Here is a 16,003-nt window from a genome sequence, read left to right on the forward strand (position 1 = left end):
AGATGATGGTCTCGTGCCCCGGACGCAGCGCAGCCAGGACACGAGAGTGAGGCTGCCCCACTGCCCGCCCCGTCATTGCGAGGAGGTCTTGCGACGAAGCAATCCAGACTCCCTCCGCGGCGGCTTCGCTGCGCTCGCAATGACGGGGAGAGGGCCGCGCTTCAACTCGCCTCCTACTTCAACCCGAACCAGAGCGTCGCAATGCCGAGGAAGGAGAAGAAGCCGACCACGTCGGTCACCGTGGTGACGAACGTGCCCGACGCCACTGCAGGATCGGCCCGCACCCGTTCCAGCGCCATCGGGATCAGGATGCCGCCGAGCGCGCCGGCGACGAGGTTGCAGATGATGGCGAGCCCGATGACGATGCCGAGGCCCGGGATCTTGAACCAGGCGACCGCCGCAATGCCCGTGATCACGGCGAAGGCAAGGCCGTTGACGAGGCCGACCAGCGTCTCGCGCAGCACCACGCGCCAGGCATTGGAGGAGCCGAGCTCGCGGGTGGCGAGCGCGCGCACCGCCACCGTCATGGTCTGGGTGGCGGCATTGCCGCCCTGGCTCGCCACGATCGGCGCCAGTACCGCGAGCGCGACCATCTTCTCGAGCTGGCCCTCGAACAGGCCGAGCACGGAGGACGCGAGGAACGCGGTGGCGAGGTTCACCAGCAGCCAGTTGAACCGGCCGCGGGCGATGGTGAGGAACGTGTCCGACAGCTCTTCGTCGCTGGTGACGCCGCCGAGCGCCTTGAGGTCCTCGTCCGCCTCCTCCTCGATGACGTCGACGACGTCGTCGACGGTGATGACGCCGACAAGACGATCCTGGGTGTCGAGCACGGGCGCTGCGACCAGATTGTACTTGCCGAACATACGCGCCACTTCCTCCTGGTCCTCCAGGACGGAGACGCGGCGGCGGTTCTCGTCGGTGAGTTCGGTGAGCGGCACCGGGCGGCGCGCGCGCAGAAGCACGTCGAGCGGCACGGCGCCCTGCCAGTGCTGGTCCTTGTCGACGACGTAGATCTCGTAGAAGCGGTCGGGCAGATCAGGCGTCTCGCGCATGTAGTCGATCGCCTGCCCGACGGTGAAATCCTGGGGCACCGCGATGAACTCGGTCTGCATGCGGCGGCCGGCGGAATTTTCCGGATAAAGCAGGCTGCGCTCGAGCGCGACGCGCTCCTGCAAGGGCAGCTTCTCGAGGATCTCCTCCTGATCGTCCTCGTCGAGGGTCTCCAGCAGCTCGACCGCGTCGTCGGATTCGAGCTCGCGGACGCCTTCGGCGACCGTCTCCGGCGGCAGTTCCTCGAGGATCTCCTCGCGCACGGCCTCGTCGACCTCGTTCAACGCCGAGAAGTCGAAGTCGCGCCCCGTGAGCTCGACCAGGCGGACGCGGTCGTCGGGCGCGAGGGCTCCGATCAGGTCGCCGAGGTCGGCCTCGTGCAGCTCGGCAACGCAGGCACGCAGCGCGGCGCTGTCGCCGGCCTCGATCGCATGGGCAATTTCCTCGACGAATTCGTGACGAATTTCGCCGTCTTCATTGCGCATCGGCACGTGGTCGAGTACCGAATCCGCGGCGGATGGGGCACCGTCCATATGTTCATCCATGGTGCGCCTCGCCGTTTGACAGGTTGGAACGAGTGGTCTGAGCCGATGGTTCAGGCAATACCCACAAGGCAATCGCGAGCGCAATGGCAAAGATGCTTCGGCTGAAATGGACATCGATGTCGGCGGGCGCGGTGCTTGCGGCCGTCACCGGCATGACCGTGGCGGATGCCGCCGAGTGCCCGCGCAAGGATGCGCTCGGCACGTCGCGTCTCCTGAGCGTCGACGCCAAGGCCACGCCGCGCGTCGGCCTGAAGAGCTTTCCGCAGACGCTGGCGCTCGCCGATCACGAGGTCGTGCTGACCTTCGACGATGGCCCGCACCCGCCGACGACGTCGAAGGTGCTGGCGGCGCTGGCGCAGGAATGCGTCCGCGCGACGTTCTTCCTGATCGGCCTGCACGCCTCCGAGCACCCCGAGATGGTCAAGCGCATCGCGCGAGAAGGCCATACCATCGGCCATCACACCTTCTCGCATCCGTTCATGGCGCGGATCCCGTTCGACAAGGCGAGGAGCGAGATCGACCGCGGCATCGCAGCCGACGAGATGGCGCTGCACGGGGTCTCGACGACCACGCCCTCGACGCCGTTCTTCCGCTTCCCCTATTTCGAGGCGACGCAAGCACAGCTCGATCTGCTGCAATCGCGCGGCATCGTCGTGTTCGGGGCCGACCTCTGGGCCAGTGACTGGAACGAGATGACGCCGGAGCAGGAACTGAAGCTGGTCACCGAGCGCCTGGCTGCCGCAGGCAAGGGTATCATCCTCTTCCATGACCCCAAGGCGCGCACGGCGGCGATCATGCCGGCTTTCCTCCGGTATCTGAAAGAGAACGGGTTTCGCGTGGTTCACGTGGTCCCGGCGGGCACGTCACAGAAGAATGCCGATGCGCGCTGATGCCGGAATGTCACGGCGGCGCAAAATGGGGTGATTTTGGCCCTATTAACACTCTGTTCATGCTACGGAAGGCAAAGATGGAATGGCATGGCGCCTGAACCGTTTCCAGGCGTCTCCGACCTACTATGGCGGCAATCGTACCAGGGCAGACGGGATTGATGATCGGAAGTAGCGTTGTGGTTCGGACGCGATCGTGGATCGTCCTCTGTCTCAGCGGATTCCTTGGACTGCTGACCGTGGGCGCACCCGCGGCCTTTGCGGCCGACTGCCCCGGTCATCCCGACGCGCTCGGCACGTCCCGCACCCTCGTGGTGGATCCACGCGAGCATCCCCGCATCGGCACCATGCAGTACCGCGAGACGCTGCCACTGAAGGACCATGAGGTCGTCCTGACCTTCGACGACGGCCCGCTGCCGAAATACTCCAATCAGGTCCTCAAGATGCTCGATGACGAGTGCATCAAGGCCACCTTCTTCATCATCGGCGGTCAGGCCAAGGCGAACCCGGAAGGCGTGCGCAAGCTGGTGGCGGCGGGGCACACCGTCGGCACCCACAGCATGAACCATCCGCTGACGTTCGACCGGATGCCGGTCGAGAAATACGAGCCCGAGATCAATGGCGGCATCGAGTGGACCTCGGCCGCGATGACCGATCCGTCAAAGCTCGCGCCGTTCTTCCGCATTCCCGGCCTGATGCGCGCCGAGGGCGTCGAGAACTACCTGATCTCGCGCGGCATCCAGGTCTGGAGCGCCGACTTCCCGGCCGACGACTGGCGGCACGTGTCGTCCGATCGCGTCTATCAGCTCGCGATCCAGCGGCTTGAGGCCAAGGGCAAGGGCATTTTGCTGCTGCACGACATCCAGGCGCGGACGGTTGCAGCGCTGCCGAAGATCATCCGCGACCTCAAGGCGCGCGGCTATCGCATCGTGCATGTGGTGCCGGCGACCCCTGACCGGCCGGCAACGCCGACCACACCGGTCGAATGGCTGCTGCATCCGCCGACCGAGACCGTGCCGATCGCGCGCTGGCCGGCCGTTCCGAATTTCGTGTTCACCGAGGCCCGGACGCTGCCGGCGCCCGCGCTGGCCGACCTCAATGCGCAGTCCGAGCATCAGCCGCTGCTACCGCACCGGACCAAGGGTCAGGTGGATGTCGCCTCCACCCTGCCCGTACCTGCCCGCGATCTGTTTGCGATCCCCGAGGGCTCGGTCGAGGTGCTGCTGTCCACGTCCCTGTCGCGGCGCGCCGCGACGCGGATGGCGATGGCGGCCGAGACGCCCCGGGCGGGCAAGGGCAAGGCCGCAAACGCCAAGGCCGGCAAGACGCACGCTGCCCGGACCGCGCATGCGGCGGCGGCCCCCAAGCATACCGCTCAGGCCAAGAGCACTGCGTCCAAGGGCACGGCGTTCCGCCCGACCCGCGTCGCGACCAGCGTGAAAAAGCGCGCTTAAGAGTTATTGCCGCATGATCGCGGCAACGCAGAGCAGCACGATCAGCGCCAGGAAGAACAGATCCATATAGGATTTAAGCTCGCCGTCGCGCCGCAGCCGCGCCACGTCGGCAACGACCTGCTTGCGCGCATTGGTTCCACCCGAGCCGTCATTGATCGGGGCCTGAAGGCGTTTCGTCTCGGCCTCCAGCTTCTCGATCTTCTGGAAGAAGTAGAACGCTCGCAGCGTCGAGGCTGCGCGCATGCCGGCATAGACCAGCACCAGGATCGCGAGGATTGCCCGGTTCGGATACTTCTCCATGAAGTTCAGGCTGAAATAGACCACCGCCAGGAACGCGAAGTTGGTGATGAAGCGGTAGACGAAGCTGAGAAAGACCATGCTGGCTTGAGCCTTGAGGGTGCGCAGGCGGGAGCGCGTTGCGGATGCGGGGTCAGTGGAGCCAGACCGGAACTGCCGACCGGATCCCTGCAGGCGTCCGTCTACGCCAAGAGTGTTTCAACAAAGATACCACGGTCCTGCAACTTGCCGCCTTTTCGCCACGGGCCGCCATAATGCAACCCGGCGCGGCCTCGCGCGGGCGCCTCGCATGGGCTCAATGGCGATTTGGCGGAAGTCGCGATAGACTGGGTACCGCCGCCATATCTGGGGTCTGCCGATGCCGAAGAAGGGAATCACGGGCCACGACGAATGGGTTCTGACCGAGGCCCTCGCAACCGCGCTGGTCGCGCTGGAACAGCTCGCGCCGAAGCACCAGCCGAGCGCGCATATGGACGACATCCGCAAGATGCTCGCGAACGGCAAGGAGCCGGCGGCGGTGAGTCTGCACCTCGCCCAGGCCAAATGCCGCCTGTTTCCGGAGTCGGACCCGCTCGAGATCTACAAGGAATACGGTATCGGCGAGGAATACGGCTGAGCGGGGCGCTACTTTGGCCCCGCCCCGGCCGAATTTAGTTTCCCGATGCCTTGAGCGAAGGACATTCGCTCTGGCTGAGGGGGAGATACGCGTCCTCGGCGGGGATTTTCTCGACGACCTTGTAGTAGTCCCAGGGCGTCTTGACCTCCGCCGGCTGCTTGACCTCGACCAGATAGAAATCGTGCACGAGCTTGTTGTCGGCGCGCAGACGCGCGCCCCGCGCGTAGAAGTCGTCCACCGGCATCGCGTGCATCTTCTCCAGGACGGCATTCGTCTCGTCGGTTCCGGCTGCGGCTGCCGCCTTTAAATATTGCAACACGGCGGAATAGACGGCTGCCTGCGGCGCGGTCGGCATCGCCTTGTGCAGCCTGAAGAACCGCTCGGCGAAAGCGCGCGTCTCCTCGCTGAGATTCCAGTACCAGGCCGTGACCGTGGTCAGCCCCTTCGCCGTTTCGACCCCCATGGCGTGCACGTCAGTCAGGAACATCAGCTCGGCGACCGGCTTCTGCGCCCCCGCGTTCATTCCGAACTCGTTCCATTGCTTCATCGAGGTCACGAGCTGCTCGCCGGCATTGGCGAAAGCGACGACCTTGGCCTTCGAGGCCTGGGCCTGGAGCAGGAACGAGCTGTAGTCGGCATTGCCCAGCGGATGAAACACCGCGCCGAGCGACTTGGCGCCGGTCGCAGCAAGCACGCGCTGCGACACCTCCACCATGTTGCGTCCGAATGCGTAGTCGGCTGCGATGAAGAACCAGCTGTCATTGCCTTGCGACACCAGCCTGCGAACCGATCCGGCAACCAGATTGTAGTTGTCGTGCAGCCACATCAGCCCGGTGCGCGAACATTGCTTGCCGCCGATATCGGTCGTGCCGACAGCCGAGTAGATGACGGGCTTGTTCTTGTCGCGCGCGATCGACTGGATGGCGAGCGCCACCGCGGAGTTGCCGACATCGGCCACCATGTCGACCCCGTCCACGTCGAACCATTTGCGGACGATTTGGGCACCTATATCCGGCTTGTTCTGATGGTCGGCAACGACGATGTCGACCTTGAGCCCCGGTGCGACCTTCTGGAAATCCTCGACGGCCAGCTTCGCGGCGACGACCGATCCGGGTCCGGCGAGGTCCGACAACGGCCCGGCCTGATCATTGACGATGCCGATCCTGACCACCCCGCCGGAGAACTCGGCGGCTGCGCCTGGCGCGATCAGCGCGACCGGCCCCAGTGCCACGGTAAGAACAAAGCTCAACCGACCAAGCCGCCGCTGCCACGACCGCAACTCTCCAATACGACAAGACGCCATTGCCCCTCCGTTTCAGCATCGCAGCGCATGTCGGCGATGACCCGCGCTATCCCCGTTGACCCACGGCCTTCCTGACGAACTCGAGCCGCCGCGCCTGCGACGGCGCCACGCGCTCCTTCATCGCCGCGACGATCGCGGCCGGCGCCGTATCCGGCGAGCCGGCCTCGAACGGCGGCGCAGGATTGTATTCCATGCGGAGCTGGATCATCTCGGCGGCGACGCGGCCTCGAAGCATCGAGACCAGCGTGAGCGCGAAATCGATTCCCGCCGTGATGCCGCCGCCCGTGATGCGATTGCGATCGATGCAGACCCGCTCCCGCGACACCGACGCGCCGAAGAACGGCAATGCATCAGTGGCCGTCCAGTGCGTCGCCGCACGATATCCCTGCAACAGGCCGGCAGCGCCGAGCACCAGCGAGCCGGTGCAGACCGACGTGACGTATTTTGCGCCCGTCTCCTGCTTGCGCAGGAATGCGAGAACCTCTTCGTCGAGCATCAGCTCATCGGTGCCGTAGCCGCCGGGAACGCAGATCACGTCGAGCTGCGGGCAATCGGCGAAGGTGACGGTCGGCGTCAGCAAGATCACCGAATCGCTCGGCACGGGCTCGATGCGTTTCCAGACCAGATGCACGCTCACATCAGGCAGGCTGGAGAAGACCTGCGCGGGACCGGTGAGATCGAGCTGGGTGACACGGGGAAAAACCAGAAGACCGATCTGCAACGGACCCGACATGACCAACCTCGACATCGCGCTTGACGGCTGCAGCCTGCCATGTTGGCCTTGAGGTCGGAAACGGCGTAATTCCCTCATTTTTGGACGCGTCATGATCGGCTTCCTGATCTTTCCCGAATTCCAGTTGCTGGACGCGGCCGGCCCGATCTCGGTCTTCGAGATCGCAAGACGTCACGTGCCGCATGCGCCGAACGTCATCACGGTTGCAACCAGGGCCGGCGCGGTGCGCAGCTCGTCGGGCACCGAGATGTTTGCACGCAGCTTGCGTGCGGCAAGCTCTGTCACGACGCTGCTCGTTGCAGGCGGCGAAGGCGTAGAAGCAGCTACGCGCTGCAAGACGACGATCGCCTTCATTCAGAGACTGGCGAAGCGCGGCGTGCGCATGGCCAGTGTTTGCAACGGCGCCTATCTTCTCGCCGAGGCCGGACTGCTGGATGGCCGCTGCGCAACCACGCACTGGTCCTGTACACGCGACTTCACCGGACGCTATCCCAATGTCAGGCTCGAGCCGGACCAGATCTTCATCCGCGACGATCGCGTGTGGACCTCGGCAGGCATCACCGCTGGAATCGATCTCGCGCTCGCGATGATTGCCGAGGACCACGGCGAACAGATCTCGCGGGCGGCTGCACGGCAGCTGGTGCTCTATCAGCGCCGCGGCGGCGGGCAATCGCAGTTCTCGACCTTGCTCGAACTCAAGACTCCGAGCGGCCGTTTCGCCAACCTGCTGTCGTGGGTACGGGAGAATCTGGACGCGCAGCTTACCGTCGATGCGCTGGCCGAACGCGCGGGATTGAGTGCGCGGCATTTCGTGCGTTCCTTCATCGCCGAAACCGGCTCTACGCCAACCAAGGCCGTCGAGCGATTACGGGTCGAGGTCGCGCGCGAGCGCGTGCAGTCCTCGGGCGAAGCGATCGAGCGCGTCGCACTGTCAACGGGGTTCCGCGATCCCGAACGAATGCGCCGGGCCTTCATCCGCGCCTTCGGCCAACCGCCGCAGTCCCTGCGGCGCTCGGCGCGGAGTGCTTGAGGAGAAGTGGAGGCCAACGACCAGCCGCCGGGCGGACTTGCCGGGCAGACATCCGGATATCCGCGTGAATTTGGGCTCAGCCGCCAAACGACTTGACGCCGGAGTTGACAATGAATGTAATATTATAACGTTATCTATCCGGGCCCAATGCCCCCGCAGTCGCCTTGCGGTACCTCCCCGCAGGGCGTAATTTCAACCAGACGTAGCTCATTCGAGAGAAATCTATCGGGTTCAGCCTGGCAGGAGAGAGCGATGGCGGATGTCCCATGGCACCTTTCCGGTGACTATTTCGAGAATTGCAGCTGCAGTATCGTGTGTCCCTGCCTCGTGTCGGCGGCTCTCCCGTTGACCGCACGACCGACCGAGGGCTTCTGCAACGTACCGCTGATCTTCCACATCGAAAGTGGCCGCTATGGCGACACCGCGCTCGATGGACTCAATGTCCTGGTTATCCTTCACGCGCCCGGGGTCATGGCAGACGGTGACTGGTCGATAGCCGCCTATATCGATCAGCGCGCAGACGATGCGCAGACCGAGGCTCTGGCTGCGATCTTCACCGGCGCCGCGGGCGGTCCGATGGCCGCGTTCACACCGCTGATCAGCAAGAACCTGGGCGTTCGCAAGGCCCCGATCACATTCCGCATCAACGGCAAGACCCGGTCCGCGGAAATCCCGGGCATTCTGCACATGTCCGTCGATCCGTTGCCCACCATGCATCCGAGCGGGGAAATGTGGGCGAACATCGGCCATCCGGTTAGCCCCGACCGGATGGTGATGGCGGTCGGAGCCACCGGCAACACCTTCAGCGATCATGGCATGCGCTGGGACAATTCCGGCAAGAACGGCCTCTACGCGCCGATCAGCTGGTCGAACCAGGCGTGATGCAACTCCTGATGCGGCCCCGTGACAGGGCCGGCAACATCAATCGCAAATGACCGACAGCACCCTGGAAATCGTGCTTCGGCGCGATCGCTGGGTCGTCGGCGGCGCGATCGCCATCATTGTCGCGCTGGCATGGGGCTATGTGCTCTGGCTCGCCAATGACATGGACATGGGCGGCATGGACATGACCGGGTTCCGCATGATCCCGGCCGGGATTGGAATCATGCTGCCGGCCAGCGAGCCATGGCGAGCGATTGAGTTCGCGTATGTGTTCCTGATGTGGACGGTGATGATGGTCGGAATGATGGCACCTTCGGCAGCGCCCATGATCCTCATGTACGCCCGGGTGGGTCGGCAGTGGAAGGCACAGGGCAAGCCGTTTGCCGCAACCGGCTGGTTTGCGGCCGGCTATCTCCTCGCCTGGAGCGCCTTTTCGCTGGCTGCCACCTTTCTCCAATGGGTGATCGAGCGCGCAGCCCTGCTGGACTCCCGGATGGCGATCGCCAGCAACCTTCTCGGCGCAATCGTATTGATCGCGGCGGGAGTCTATCAGTGGACACCGCTCAAGGATGTCTGTCTCGCCCAATGCCAGTCGCCATTTCTCTTCCTGATGCGCCACGGCGGCTTTCAGAACCACCCGCGAGGCTGCCTGCTGCTGGGGCTTCGACATGGAGGCTATTGTGTCGGCTGCTGCTGGGTCTTGATGGCGCTTTTGTTCGTCGGCGGGGTGATGAACGTGCTTTGGATTGCGCTTTTGGCCCTGCTTGTCCTTTTGGAGAAACTGACGCCGGTCGGACGATGGATCGCGCGTGCCGCCGGCATTGCATGTGTGGCCGCGGGCGCCTGGCTGCTGGTGTCCTTGCAGTGACGAGCAACCTGCATAGCTTGCGACAATCGCTGACCATACTCGAATCTAAAATCGAAGGGCGGCTCACAACGTGCAGACGCTCGATGTCTTTCCTAAGTGTAGCGTGATGCAGCAACGGAACCGCACAGAGTATGGCTTAAGTGCAGCACTCGCTCTTGGGTTTGGAGCTCGGTCATGACCGCGCGCCCAAGGCGAACCTGACCGGCGCTATGTCGCCTTCGGGTGTCCAATGATCGGATTTGTACGGCCACCGTGCGACGCTGGCGCCATCCCTGGGGACTCCCTGGAATCGGATCGATCGGCTGGAAAACGCAAGTGAAGATCTCTTCTGCCGATCTCATTCTGAGTGGCCCGTCAAGCGCGCCGGGCTTGACAAGCTGTTGACCCGAAGCGCATTCGAACGGGTCTCGCAGCATCAAGCCAGCGCTCCGCAAGCGCCAGAACCGACCCACGTCGCGCCCTTTCAGCGGGAGGCAGCGGCCACCACTCCTTCCCACCGGGGTGACCTCACGGTGCAACGCCGAGGAGACATCGTCCGTTGTTGAGAACGACAGCATCGCGGTTGGCTACACGGCATCGGAACGACACGATGTCGCCGTCACGCCAGATATCGGTGACAATCTCGTCGCCGGGATAGACCGGCGCGGAGAAGCGGGCATCGAACGAACGCATCATTCCCGCGTCATAATCGCAGACGGCGCGTAGGAGCGCACGGCAGCCGCTACCGTATGTCGCGAGCCCATGAAGGATCGGCCGCTCGAACCCCGCGCGCAACGCTACCTTCGGATCCGCATGGAGTGGATTGCGGTCGCCGTTCAGGCGGTACAGCAGCGCAGCTTCCGGTCGGGTCTTGAAGACCTCGATATGGTCCGGCGCCCTCTCCGGAAGCTGATGCGGCTCGGGGGCCGAACCTCGAGGTCCGCCGAATCCTCCGTCACCGCGCGCCATGATCGTCATGACGAACGTAAAGAGTGGTGCATTGTCTGCTGCCGATCGCGCGGTCGTTTCGAGCAGCAGTACCGCGCCCTTGCCCGCGCCTTTGTCATAGACAGCCGCGACGCGAGAATTCGCCAGCAGTTCGCCTGCGACCGGCAGCCGACGATGCAGGGTGAGCCGCTGCTCGCCATGCAGAACCTTGGTGAAGTCGACGCCGGTCTTGCGAATTATCCCGGTCGACGCGAGCACCACCGCCATCGTGGGAACTGCCTGCAGGGCCTCGCCTTCGTAGACGAACGGCAGTTCGCGCAGGTCGAGCGGATCGCGTCCCATGCCGATGCTGAGCGCGTACAACATCGTCTCGCGCTCCCCATACGCGAACCGCATGTCGGTGATTTCCAGCGCCTGGAGCGCCTCGAGATTGATGGCCACAGGAATATCCTAGATGCTGATATTGAATTCGTGGATGACGGAGGCCCATCGCTTGACCTCATCGTCGACAAAGCCCGCAAAATCGGCGACGTCGCTCATATCCTCAAACCCGAGATCAAGCAGTTTGGAATTCACATCGGGCAGCGCGACGATTTCCCGCAATTCCCTGCCGAGCCGATCGGCAACGGGCCTGGGTACGGCCGCCGGTGCGAAGAAGCCGCTAAACCCGGTCAGGCCGAGCACGGGAAATCCTGCCTCGTCAAAGGTGGGTATATCGGGATAGCGCTTCATGCGCACTGGATTAGCGATCGCCAGCGTCAGCGCGTTCTCCGCCTGAGCCACAGCGCCACCGACCGATACGAAGGCACTGTCCACTTCGCCGGCAAGAATCGCGGTCAGCGCCGGCGCCTCGCCGCGATACGGCACCTGGAGCAACTTGATGCCGGTGTTCTTCATCAACACTTCGCCGATGATATGCGCGCTCGAACCAAGGCCGTAGGTTCCGTAACTCAGGGGTTTGGAGCTACTGCGGGCCTTCCCGATGAATTCCCGCAACGTGGTAACGCCGAGCGTCTTTGGCACGATGAACGCGATCGGCAAGCGACCGAGAGGCGCCAACGGCAACAGGTCGGACATCTTGTAGCTCGGCGACTTGTGCAGCGATACGTTCTGGACGATCGAGCTCATGGTGGAGAGAATGGTGTAGCCGTCGGGGTCCGCCCCCGCGACCGCGCTCGCGGCGATCATGCCGTTGGCGCCCGGCTTGTTTTCCACAATCACGGACTGGCCCAGGCGCTGCGCCAGCCGGTCGGCCACGACGCGGGTCAAGCCGTCCATCACGCCGCCCGGCGGCAGCGGCACGACGATCTTCAACAGCCGGCTAGGCCAGGACGCCGTTTGTGCCAGCACGGGCGTCGCGGCAAGTGTTGCAAGGCCGGCGGCGGCTTTCACGAGTGAACGTCGCGTAAGCATGGTCTCTCTCAGATTCGTGTTGAACGTCCGGCCCAGAACGGCTCGCGCAGCTTACGCTTGAAGATCTTGCCGCTCTCCTCGCGCGGCAACGTGTCGTGGAAGACTACCTCGCGCGGCACCTTGAAAGCCGCCAGGCGTTCGCGTACGAAGTTCCTGACATCGTCTTCGGTCAGCACCGCGCCTGCGTCGCGTTGAACGGCGGCGTAGATGCGCTCACCGAACTCGTCATCGGGAATGCCGAAAACCGCGCAGTCCTGGACGCCCGGACAGCTTTGAAGCACCGCTTCGATTTCGGCCGGATAGATGTTCACCCCGCCCGAGATGATCATGTCCCGCTTGCGGTCGTTGAGGAACAAATAGCCGTCGGCGTCGAGATAGCCGACATCGCCGCAGGTGATCAGGCCGTCGATTTCCACGGCGCGGCGATCATCATCGCGACCGTGGTAGTTGAAATCCGGATAGGCCGGCGAGCGCGCGTAGATCTCGCCGCTGACGCCCGGCGGCTGTTCGCGCCGCTGCTCGTCGAATATCTTGATCGTGCCGCCGGGAGCAACACGCCCCACGGTTCCGGGTCTGGAGAGCCAGTCTTGTGATGTGCAAATCGTGGCGACGCCAGTTTCGGAGCCGCCGTAGGTTTCGACGAGAACCGGCCCCCACCAGGCGATCATCGCCCGCTTGACATCCGGCGGACACGGCGCGCCGGTATGCAGCACCAGTTCGAGCGAAGACAGGTCGTATTTGCGCCGCACCTCTTCCGGGAGCTTGAGCAGCCGCACAAAGAACGTCGGCACCATCACAAGCGTCGTCAAACGGTGGCGGTCGATCTGCCGGAGCAGCTCTTCAGGATCGAAGCGCGATGACAACACCAGCGTATCGGCCAGCGCCAGGCCTTGCCGCGCAAAGGCGTTCGGCGAGGCATGATAGAGCGGTCCGCCGACATATGAGCGCATTCCCTCGCGGCATCCATAGACGACACGGAACAGATCGCGCATCGCCGCGGACTGTTGCGGCGTTGCCGGCTCCCGCCGGACCCCCTTGGGGCGGCCCGTTGTTCCTGATGTGTAGATCCAGGACGAGCGTGGCGGTTGCGGCGGCCTGTCCCATTCCGGGTGCGCATCCAGCCAGCGGTCCCAATCCTGATCGCCGTCACGCATGGTGACGGAATTGGCCTCGTCTGGGCCCGACACGACAAGGACCTCGCATGCTGCCGGAATGATCCGGCGCACCGGCTCAAGCAAGTCGGCGTGAACGATCAGCGCCTTCGGCTTCGCATCTCCCAACATATAGGTGATTTCGTCGGGACTTGCGTGCCAGTTGAGCGGCACCGCATAGGCACCGATGGCGTTCGCGGCATGGGTCGCTTCGAGGAAGGCAAAGTCGTTTCGCAGCAGCAAGGCCACGGCGTCGTTTTCGCGAACGCCGAGCTTCGCCAGTCCAGTGGCAGCCCGGCGTCCGCGCGCCAAAAGCTCGGACTTCGAGCGGGTGCGTTCGCCGACGATGATGGTCGCGTTTTCGTCGCTCACATTTCCTCCGTCCGCGGGTCTTCGCCCAACTTGACATCGGCATCAATATAATGGACTGACCATTATATCAATAGACCAAGGAAATACCTTTGAGCATTCGGGGCAAGGCCTGCATCGCCGGGATCTACGAACATCCGACACGGAAGGCCGACGGGCTGTCGCTCGCGCAGATTCACGCGGAAGTCGCGCGCGGCGCGCTCGCCGACGCAGGCCTCAGCAAAGACGACGTGGACGGCTATTTCTGTGCCGGCGATGCTCCCGGGCTTGGCCCGATGAACATGGTCGAGTACCTCAACCTCAAACCGCGTCATGTCGATTCGACGGATACCGGCGGCTCCGCTTATGTGCTGGCGGTCGGCCATGCGGCGGCCGCGATCGCGCTCGGAAAGTGCAGGGTCGCCTTGATCACCTTGGCAGGCCGGCCCCGCGCCGCCGGCCAACACCAGGTCCGTCCGGCACCGGGCGCGACGGCAGATGCGCCCTTCGAGGCGCCCTTCAATCCCGTGATCGCGACGATGTACGGCGCAGCCGCCAATCGTCACATGCACGAGTTCGGAACCACGTCGGAACAACTCGCCTGGATCAAGGTCGCGGCCTCCCATCACGCTCAGCACAATCCCCACGCCATGCTGCGGAACGTCGTGACGGTCGAGGACGTGCTGAATTCTCCGATGGTGGCGGATCCCCTGCATCGCCTCGACTGCTGTGTGATCAGCGACGGCGGCGGCGCAATCGTCCTTGTCGCCCCGGAAATCGCGGGCAGTCTCAAAAGACCGGTTGTCAGCATCCGGGGGGCCGGCGAGGCGATCAAGCATTCCGCCGGCGGCAGAATCGATCTTACCTACAGTGGCGCCGTCTGGTCCGGACCGCGCGCATTTGAAGAGGCCGGCGTCCGTCCCTCAGACATCCAATACGCCTCGATCTACGACAGTTTCACCATCACCGTGCTGATGACGCTCGAGGATCTCGGCTTCTGTGCCAAGGGCCAGGGCGGCCGCTTCGTGGCCGACGGAAATTTGATCGCGGGACACGGCAAGCTGCCCTTCAACACCGACGGCGGCGGTCTTTGCAACAATCATCCGGGCAATCGTGGCGGTATGACAAAGGTGCTCGAGGCTGTCCGTCAGTTGCGCGGCGAGGCCCATCCTGCCGTGCAGGTGCCCAACTGCGCGCTGGCCCTGGCACATGGCACCGGCGGCTCGCTCGGAACGCGCCATGGCAGCGCCACCGTCATTCTGGAAAGGCAGTGATCCCCGTGTCGCAAACCCCTGCACCATCCGCAAATCCCGAAATCCAACCCTATTTCGAGGCCCTTCGCGAGGGGAAGCTGCTGATCAAGACGTGTACGCACTGCCGACAGCCGCATTTCTATCCGCGCGCGGGCTGCCCGTTCTGCTTTTCGGACGCGACCGAATGGCTGGAAAGCCGCGGCACCGGAGCGATCTACGCCTACAGCGTGCTGCGCTCGGCCAAGGACCTGCCGGTTCTTGCCTATGTCACGCTCGACGAGGGCCCGACGCTGATGACCTCAATCGTCGACAGTCCGGCGAGTGCCTTGTCCAATGGCGCAGCCGTCCGCCTGAGCGTTCGCCCGGGCGCTGACGGCACACTCGCGCCGATGTTCACCCTGATCTGAAGCCTGAGGACGCAAAGCCATGCGCAATATCGTTTCTCTGGAAGGCAAGACCGTCGTCGTTACCGGCGCGGGCCAAGGCATCGGCCGCGCCACGATCAACCTGGCGCGAGAGCTCGGCGCCAACGCGGTCGCCATCGACCTCAATCGCGACACGCTCTCCACCTACGACACGTCCGACCGCCACCTGATGACCATCACCGGCAGCGTGACGGATGAGTCGTTCGCAACGGATGCAGTCGAGAAGATCGTCGAGCGGTTCGGTGCGATCCATGGCCTCGTTAACAATGCCGGCATCACCAGGCCGGCGATGTCGGAGAAGATGACGCTTGCGCAATGGAATGCGGTTATCGAGGTGCATCTGACCGGCGCATTCCTGTGGACCCAGGCGGTGGGACGCACCATGCTGCAGCGCGCCAAGGGCGGCGAGACCAGCGTCGGCTCCATCGTCAATATCTCGTCCGATGCAGGGCGGGCCGGCGCGATGGGACAGATCAATTATGCCGCTGCCAAGAGCGGCATGCTGGGGATGACGATGACATCGGCCAAGGAATGGTCAAAGTTCGGAGTCCGGACCAATTCAGTCTGCTTTGGCGTGGTCGAGACGCCCATGACGGAAACCATCCGTGGCGACAAGTTCCGCGACGGAATATTGGCCCGCATTCCGATGGGGCGCTGGGCCCAGCCCGAAGAGGTGGTGCAGCCGGTATGCTTCCTGCTGTCGGACGCGGCCTCGTACATCACCGGCCAGCATATCGCGGTCAACGGTGGTTTCCACATTTCCATCTGATTGGCCGGCGGAGGCCCTTGCAAAGCGGCAGGCGGCGGCTGATGAAGACCTG

The 16,003-nt window shown here is 64.1% G+C and carries 16 protein-coding genes; 9 read left to right on the top strand and 7 right to left on the bottom strand.

The window, feature by feature from the left end; translation table 11 throughout:
• Positions 1-173: 173 nt before the first annotated feature.
• On the bottom strand, positions 174-1,595 hold the full coding sequence (mgtE, locus tag A5906_RS20285) for a magnesium transporter (protein ID WP_080137107.1): 1,422 nt from the start codon (positions 1,593-1,595) through the stop codon (positions 174-176).
• Positions 1,596-1,711: 116 nt separating this feature from the next.
• On the opposite strand from mgtE, the gene A5906_RS20290 reads away from it, so the two are divergent.
• Together A5906_RS20290 and A5906_RS20295 are read left to right on the top strand one after the other, a co-directional pair.
• Positions 1,712-2,485 carry a polysaccharide deacetylase family protein gene (locus A5906_RS20290; protein ID WP_080137311.1) on the top strand — a complete coding sequence of 258 codons (774 nt, stop codon included), beginning with the start codon at positions 1,712-1,714 and terminating at the stop codon, positions 2,483-2,485.
• 158 nt (positions 2,486-2,643) lie between these two features.
• Positions 2,644-3,936 carry a polysaccharide deacetylase family protein gene (locus tag A5906_RS20295; RefSeq protein WP_080137108.1) on the top strand — a complete coding sequence of 431 codons (1,293 nt, stop codon included), beginning with the start codon at positions 2,644-2,646 and terminating at the stop codon, positions 3,934-3,936.
• Between the two features lie 3 nt (positions 3,937-3,939).
• Here the strand turns inward: A5906_RS20295 and A5906_RS20300 are convergent, their stop codons facing one another.
• Positions 3,940-4,314, bottom strand: coding sequence for a hypothetical protein (locus A5906_RS20300; RefSeq protein ID WP_080137109.1), 375 nt, complete (start codon positions 4,312-4,314; stop codon positions 3,940-3,942).
• 277 nt (positions 4,315-4,591) lie between these two features.
• Here A5906_RS20300 and A5906_RS43100 point away from each other — a divergent pair, with 277 nt between their 5' ends.
• The gene (locus A5906_RS43100) at positions 4,592-4,849 is read left to right on the top strand and encodes a hypothetical protein (RefSeq protein ID WP_080137110.1); all 258 of its coding nucleotides are present in this window, start codon (positions 4,592-4,594) and stop codon (positions 4,847-4,849) included.
• 34 nt (positions 4,850-4,883) lie between these two features.
• Here the strand turns inward: A5906_RS43100 and A5906_RS20310 are convergent, their stop codons facing one another.
• A complete protein-coding gene (locus A5906_RS20310) occupies positions 4,884-6,098 on the bottom strand; it encodes an ABC transporter substrate-binding protein (protein ID WP_245326810.1) in 1,215 nt (404 codons plus the stop codon).
• 100 nt (positions 6,099-6,198) lie between these two features.
• Positions 6,199-6,885: a DJ-1/PfpI family protein gene (locus A5906_RS20315; protein ID WP_080137112.1), complete on the bottom strand. Its 687-nt coding sequence runs from the start codon at positions 6,883-6,885 to the stop codon at positions 6,199-6,201.
• Between the two features lie 91 nt (positions 6,886-6,976).
• On the opposite strand from A5906_RS20315, the gene A5906_RS20320 reads away from it, so the two are divergent.
• The 3 genes from A5906_RS20320 (at position 6,977) to A5906_RS20330 (ending at position 9,665) form a co-directional block, all read left to right on the top strand.
• Positions 6,977-7,915, top strand: coding sequence for a GlxA family transcriptional regulator (locus tag A5906_RS20320; RefSeq protein WP_080137113.1), 939 nt, complete (start codon positions 6,977-6,979; stop codon positions 7,913-7,915).
• A 252-nt stretch (positions 7,916-8,167) separates the two neighbouring features.
• A complete protein-coding gene (locus tag A5906_RS20325) occupies positions 8,168-8,797 on the top strand; it encodes a DUF1326 domain-containing protein (RefSeq protein ID WP_080137114.1) in 630 nt (209 codons plus the stop codon).
• Positions 8,798-8,846: 49 nt separating this feature from the next.
• Positions 8,847-9,665: a DUF2182 domain-containing protein gene (locus A5906_RS20330; RefSeq protein ID WP_080137115.1), complete on the top strand. Its 819-nt coding sequence runs from the start codon at positions 8,847-8,849 to the stop codon at positions 9,663-9,665.
• 507 nt (positions 9,666-10,172) lie between these two features.
• Here A5906_RS20330 and A5906_RS20335 read toward each other — a convergent pair.
• Genes A5906_RS20335 through A5906_RS20345 form a run of 3 tightly spaced genes read right to left on the bottom strand, consistent with a single transcriptional unit; the run spans position 10,173 to position 13,528 of the window.
• Positions 10,173-11,033, bottom strand: a complete 861-nt coding sequence (locus A5906_RS20335) for a MaoC family dehydratase (RefSeq protein WP_080137116.1) — start codon at positions 11,031-11,033, stop codon at positions 10,173-10,175.
• A 9-nt stretch (positions 11,034-11,042) separates the two neighbouring features.
• Complete coding sequence (locus tag A5906_RS20340; RefSeq protein ID WP_161495412.1) at positions 11,043-11,984, bottom strand: tripartite tricarboxylate transporter substrate binding protein; 942 nt, start codon at positions 11,982-11,984, stop codon at positions 11,043-11,045.
• Positions 11,985-12,013: 29 nt separating this feature from the next.
• Entirely contained in the window at positions 12,014-13,528 is a 1,515-nt protein-coding gene (locus A5906_RS20345; RefSeq protein ID WP_080137118.1) for an acyl-CoA synthetase, read from the bottom strand.
• An 89-nt stretch (positions 13,529-13,617) separates the two neighbouring features.
• Here A5906_RS20345 and A5906_RS20350 point away from each other — a divergent pair, with 89 nt between their 5' ends.
• From A5906_RS20350 to A5906_RS20360, 3 genes are read left to right on the top strand one after another with little or no spacing between them, the layout of a single operon-like run.
• Positions 13,618-14,778, top strand: a complete 1,161-nt coding sequence (locus A5906_RS20350) for a thiolase domain-containing protein (RefSeq protein WP_080137119.1) — start codon at positions 13,618-13,620, stop codon at positions 14,776-14,778.
• A 5-nt stretch (positions 14,779-14,783) separates the two neighbouring features.
• Positions 14,784-15,164, top strand: a complete 381-nt coding sequence (locus A5906_RS20355) for a Zn-ribbon domain-containing OB-fold protein (protein WP_245326812.1) — start codon at positions 14,784-14,786, stop codon at positions 15,162-15,164.
• A gap of 19 nt (positions 15,165-15,183) precedes the next feature.
• Entirely contained in the window at positions 15,184-15,951 is a 768-nt protein-coding gene (locus A5906_RS20360) for an SDR family NAD(P)-dependent oxidoreductase (RefSeq protein ID WP_080137121.1), read from the top strand.
• The last annotated feature ends 52 nt before the right edge of the window (positions 15,952-16,003 follow it).

The sequence above is a fragment of the Bradyrhizobium sacchari genome (assembly GCF_002068095.1).
In the GTDB taxonomy this organism is placed as follows: domain Bacteria; phylum Pseudomonadota; class Alphaproteobacteria; order Rhizobiales; family Xanthobacteraceae; genus Bradyrhizobium; species Bradyrhizobium sacchari.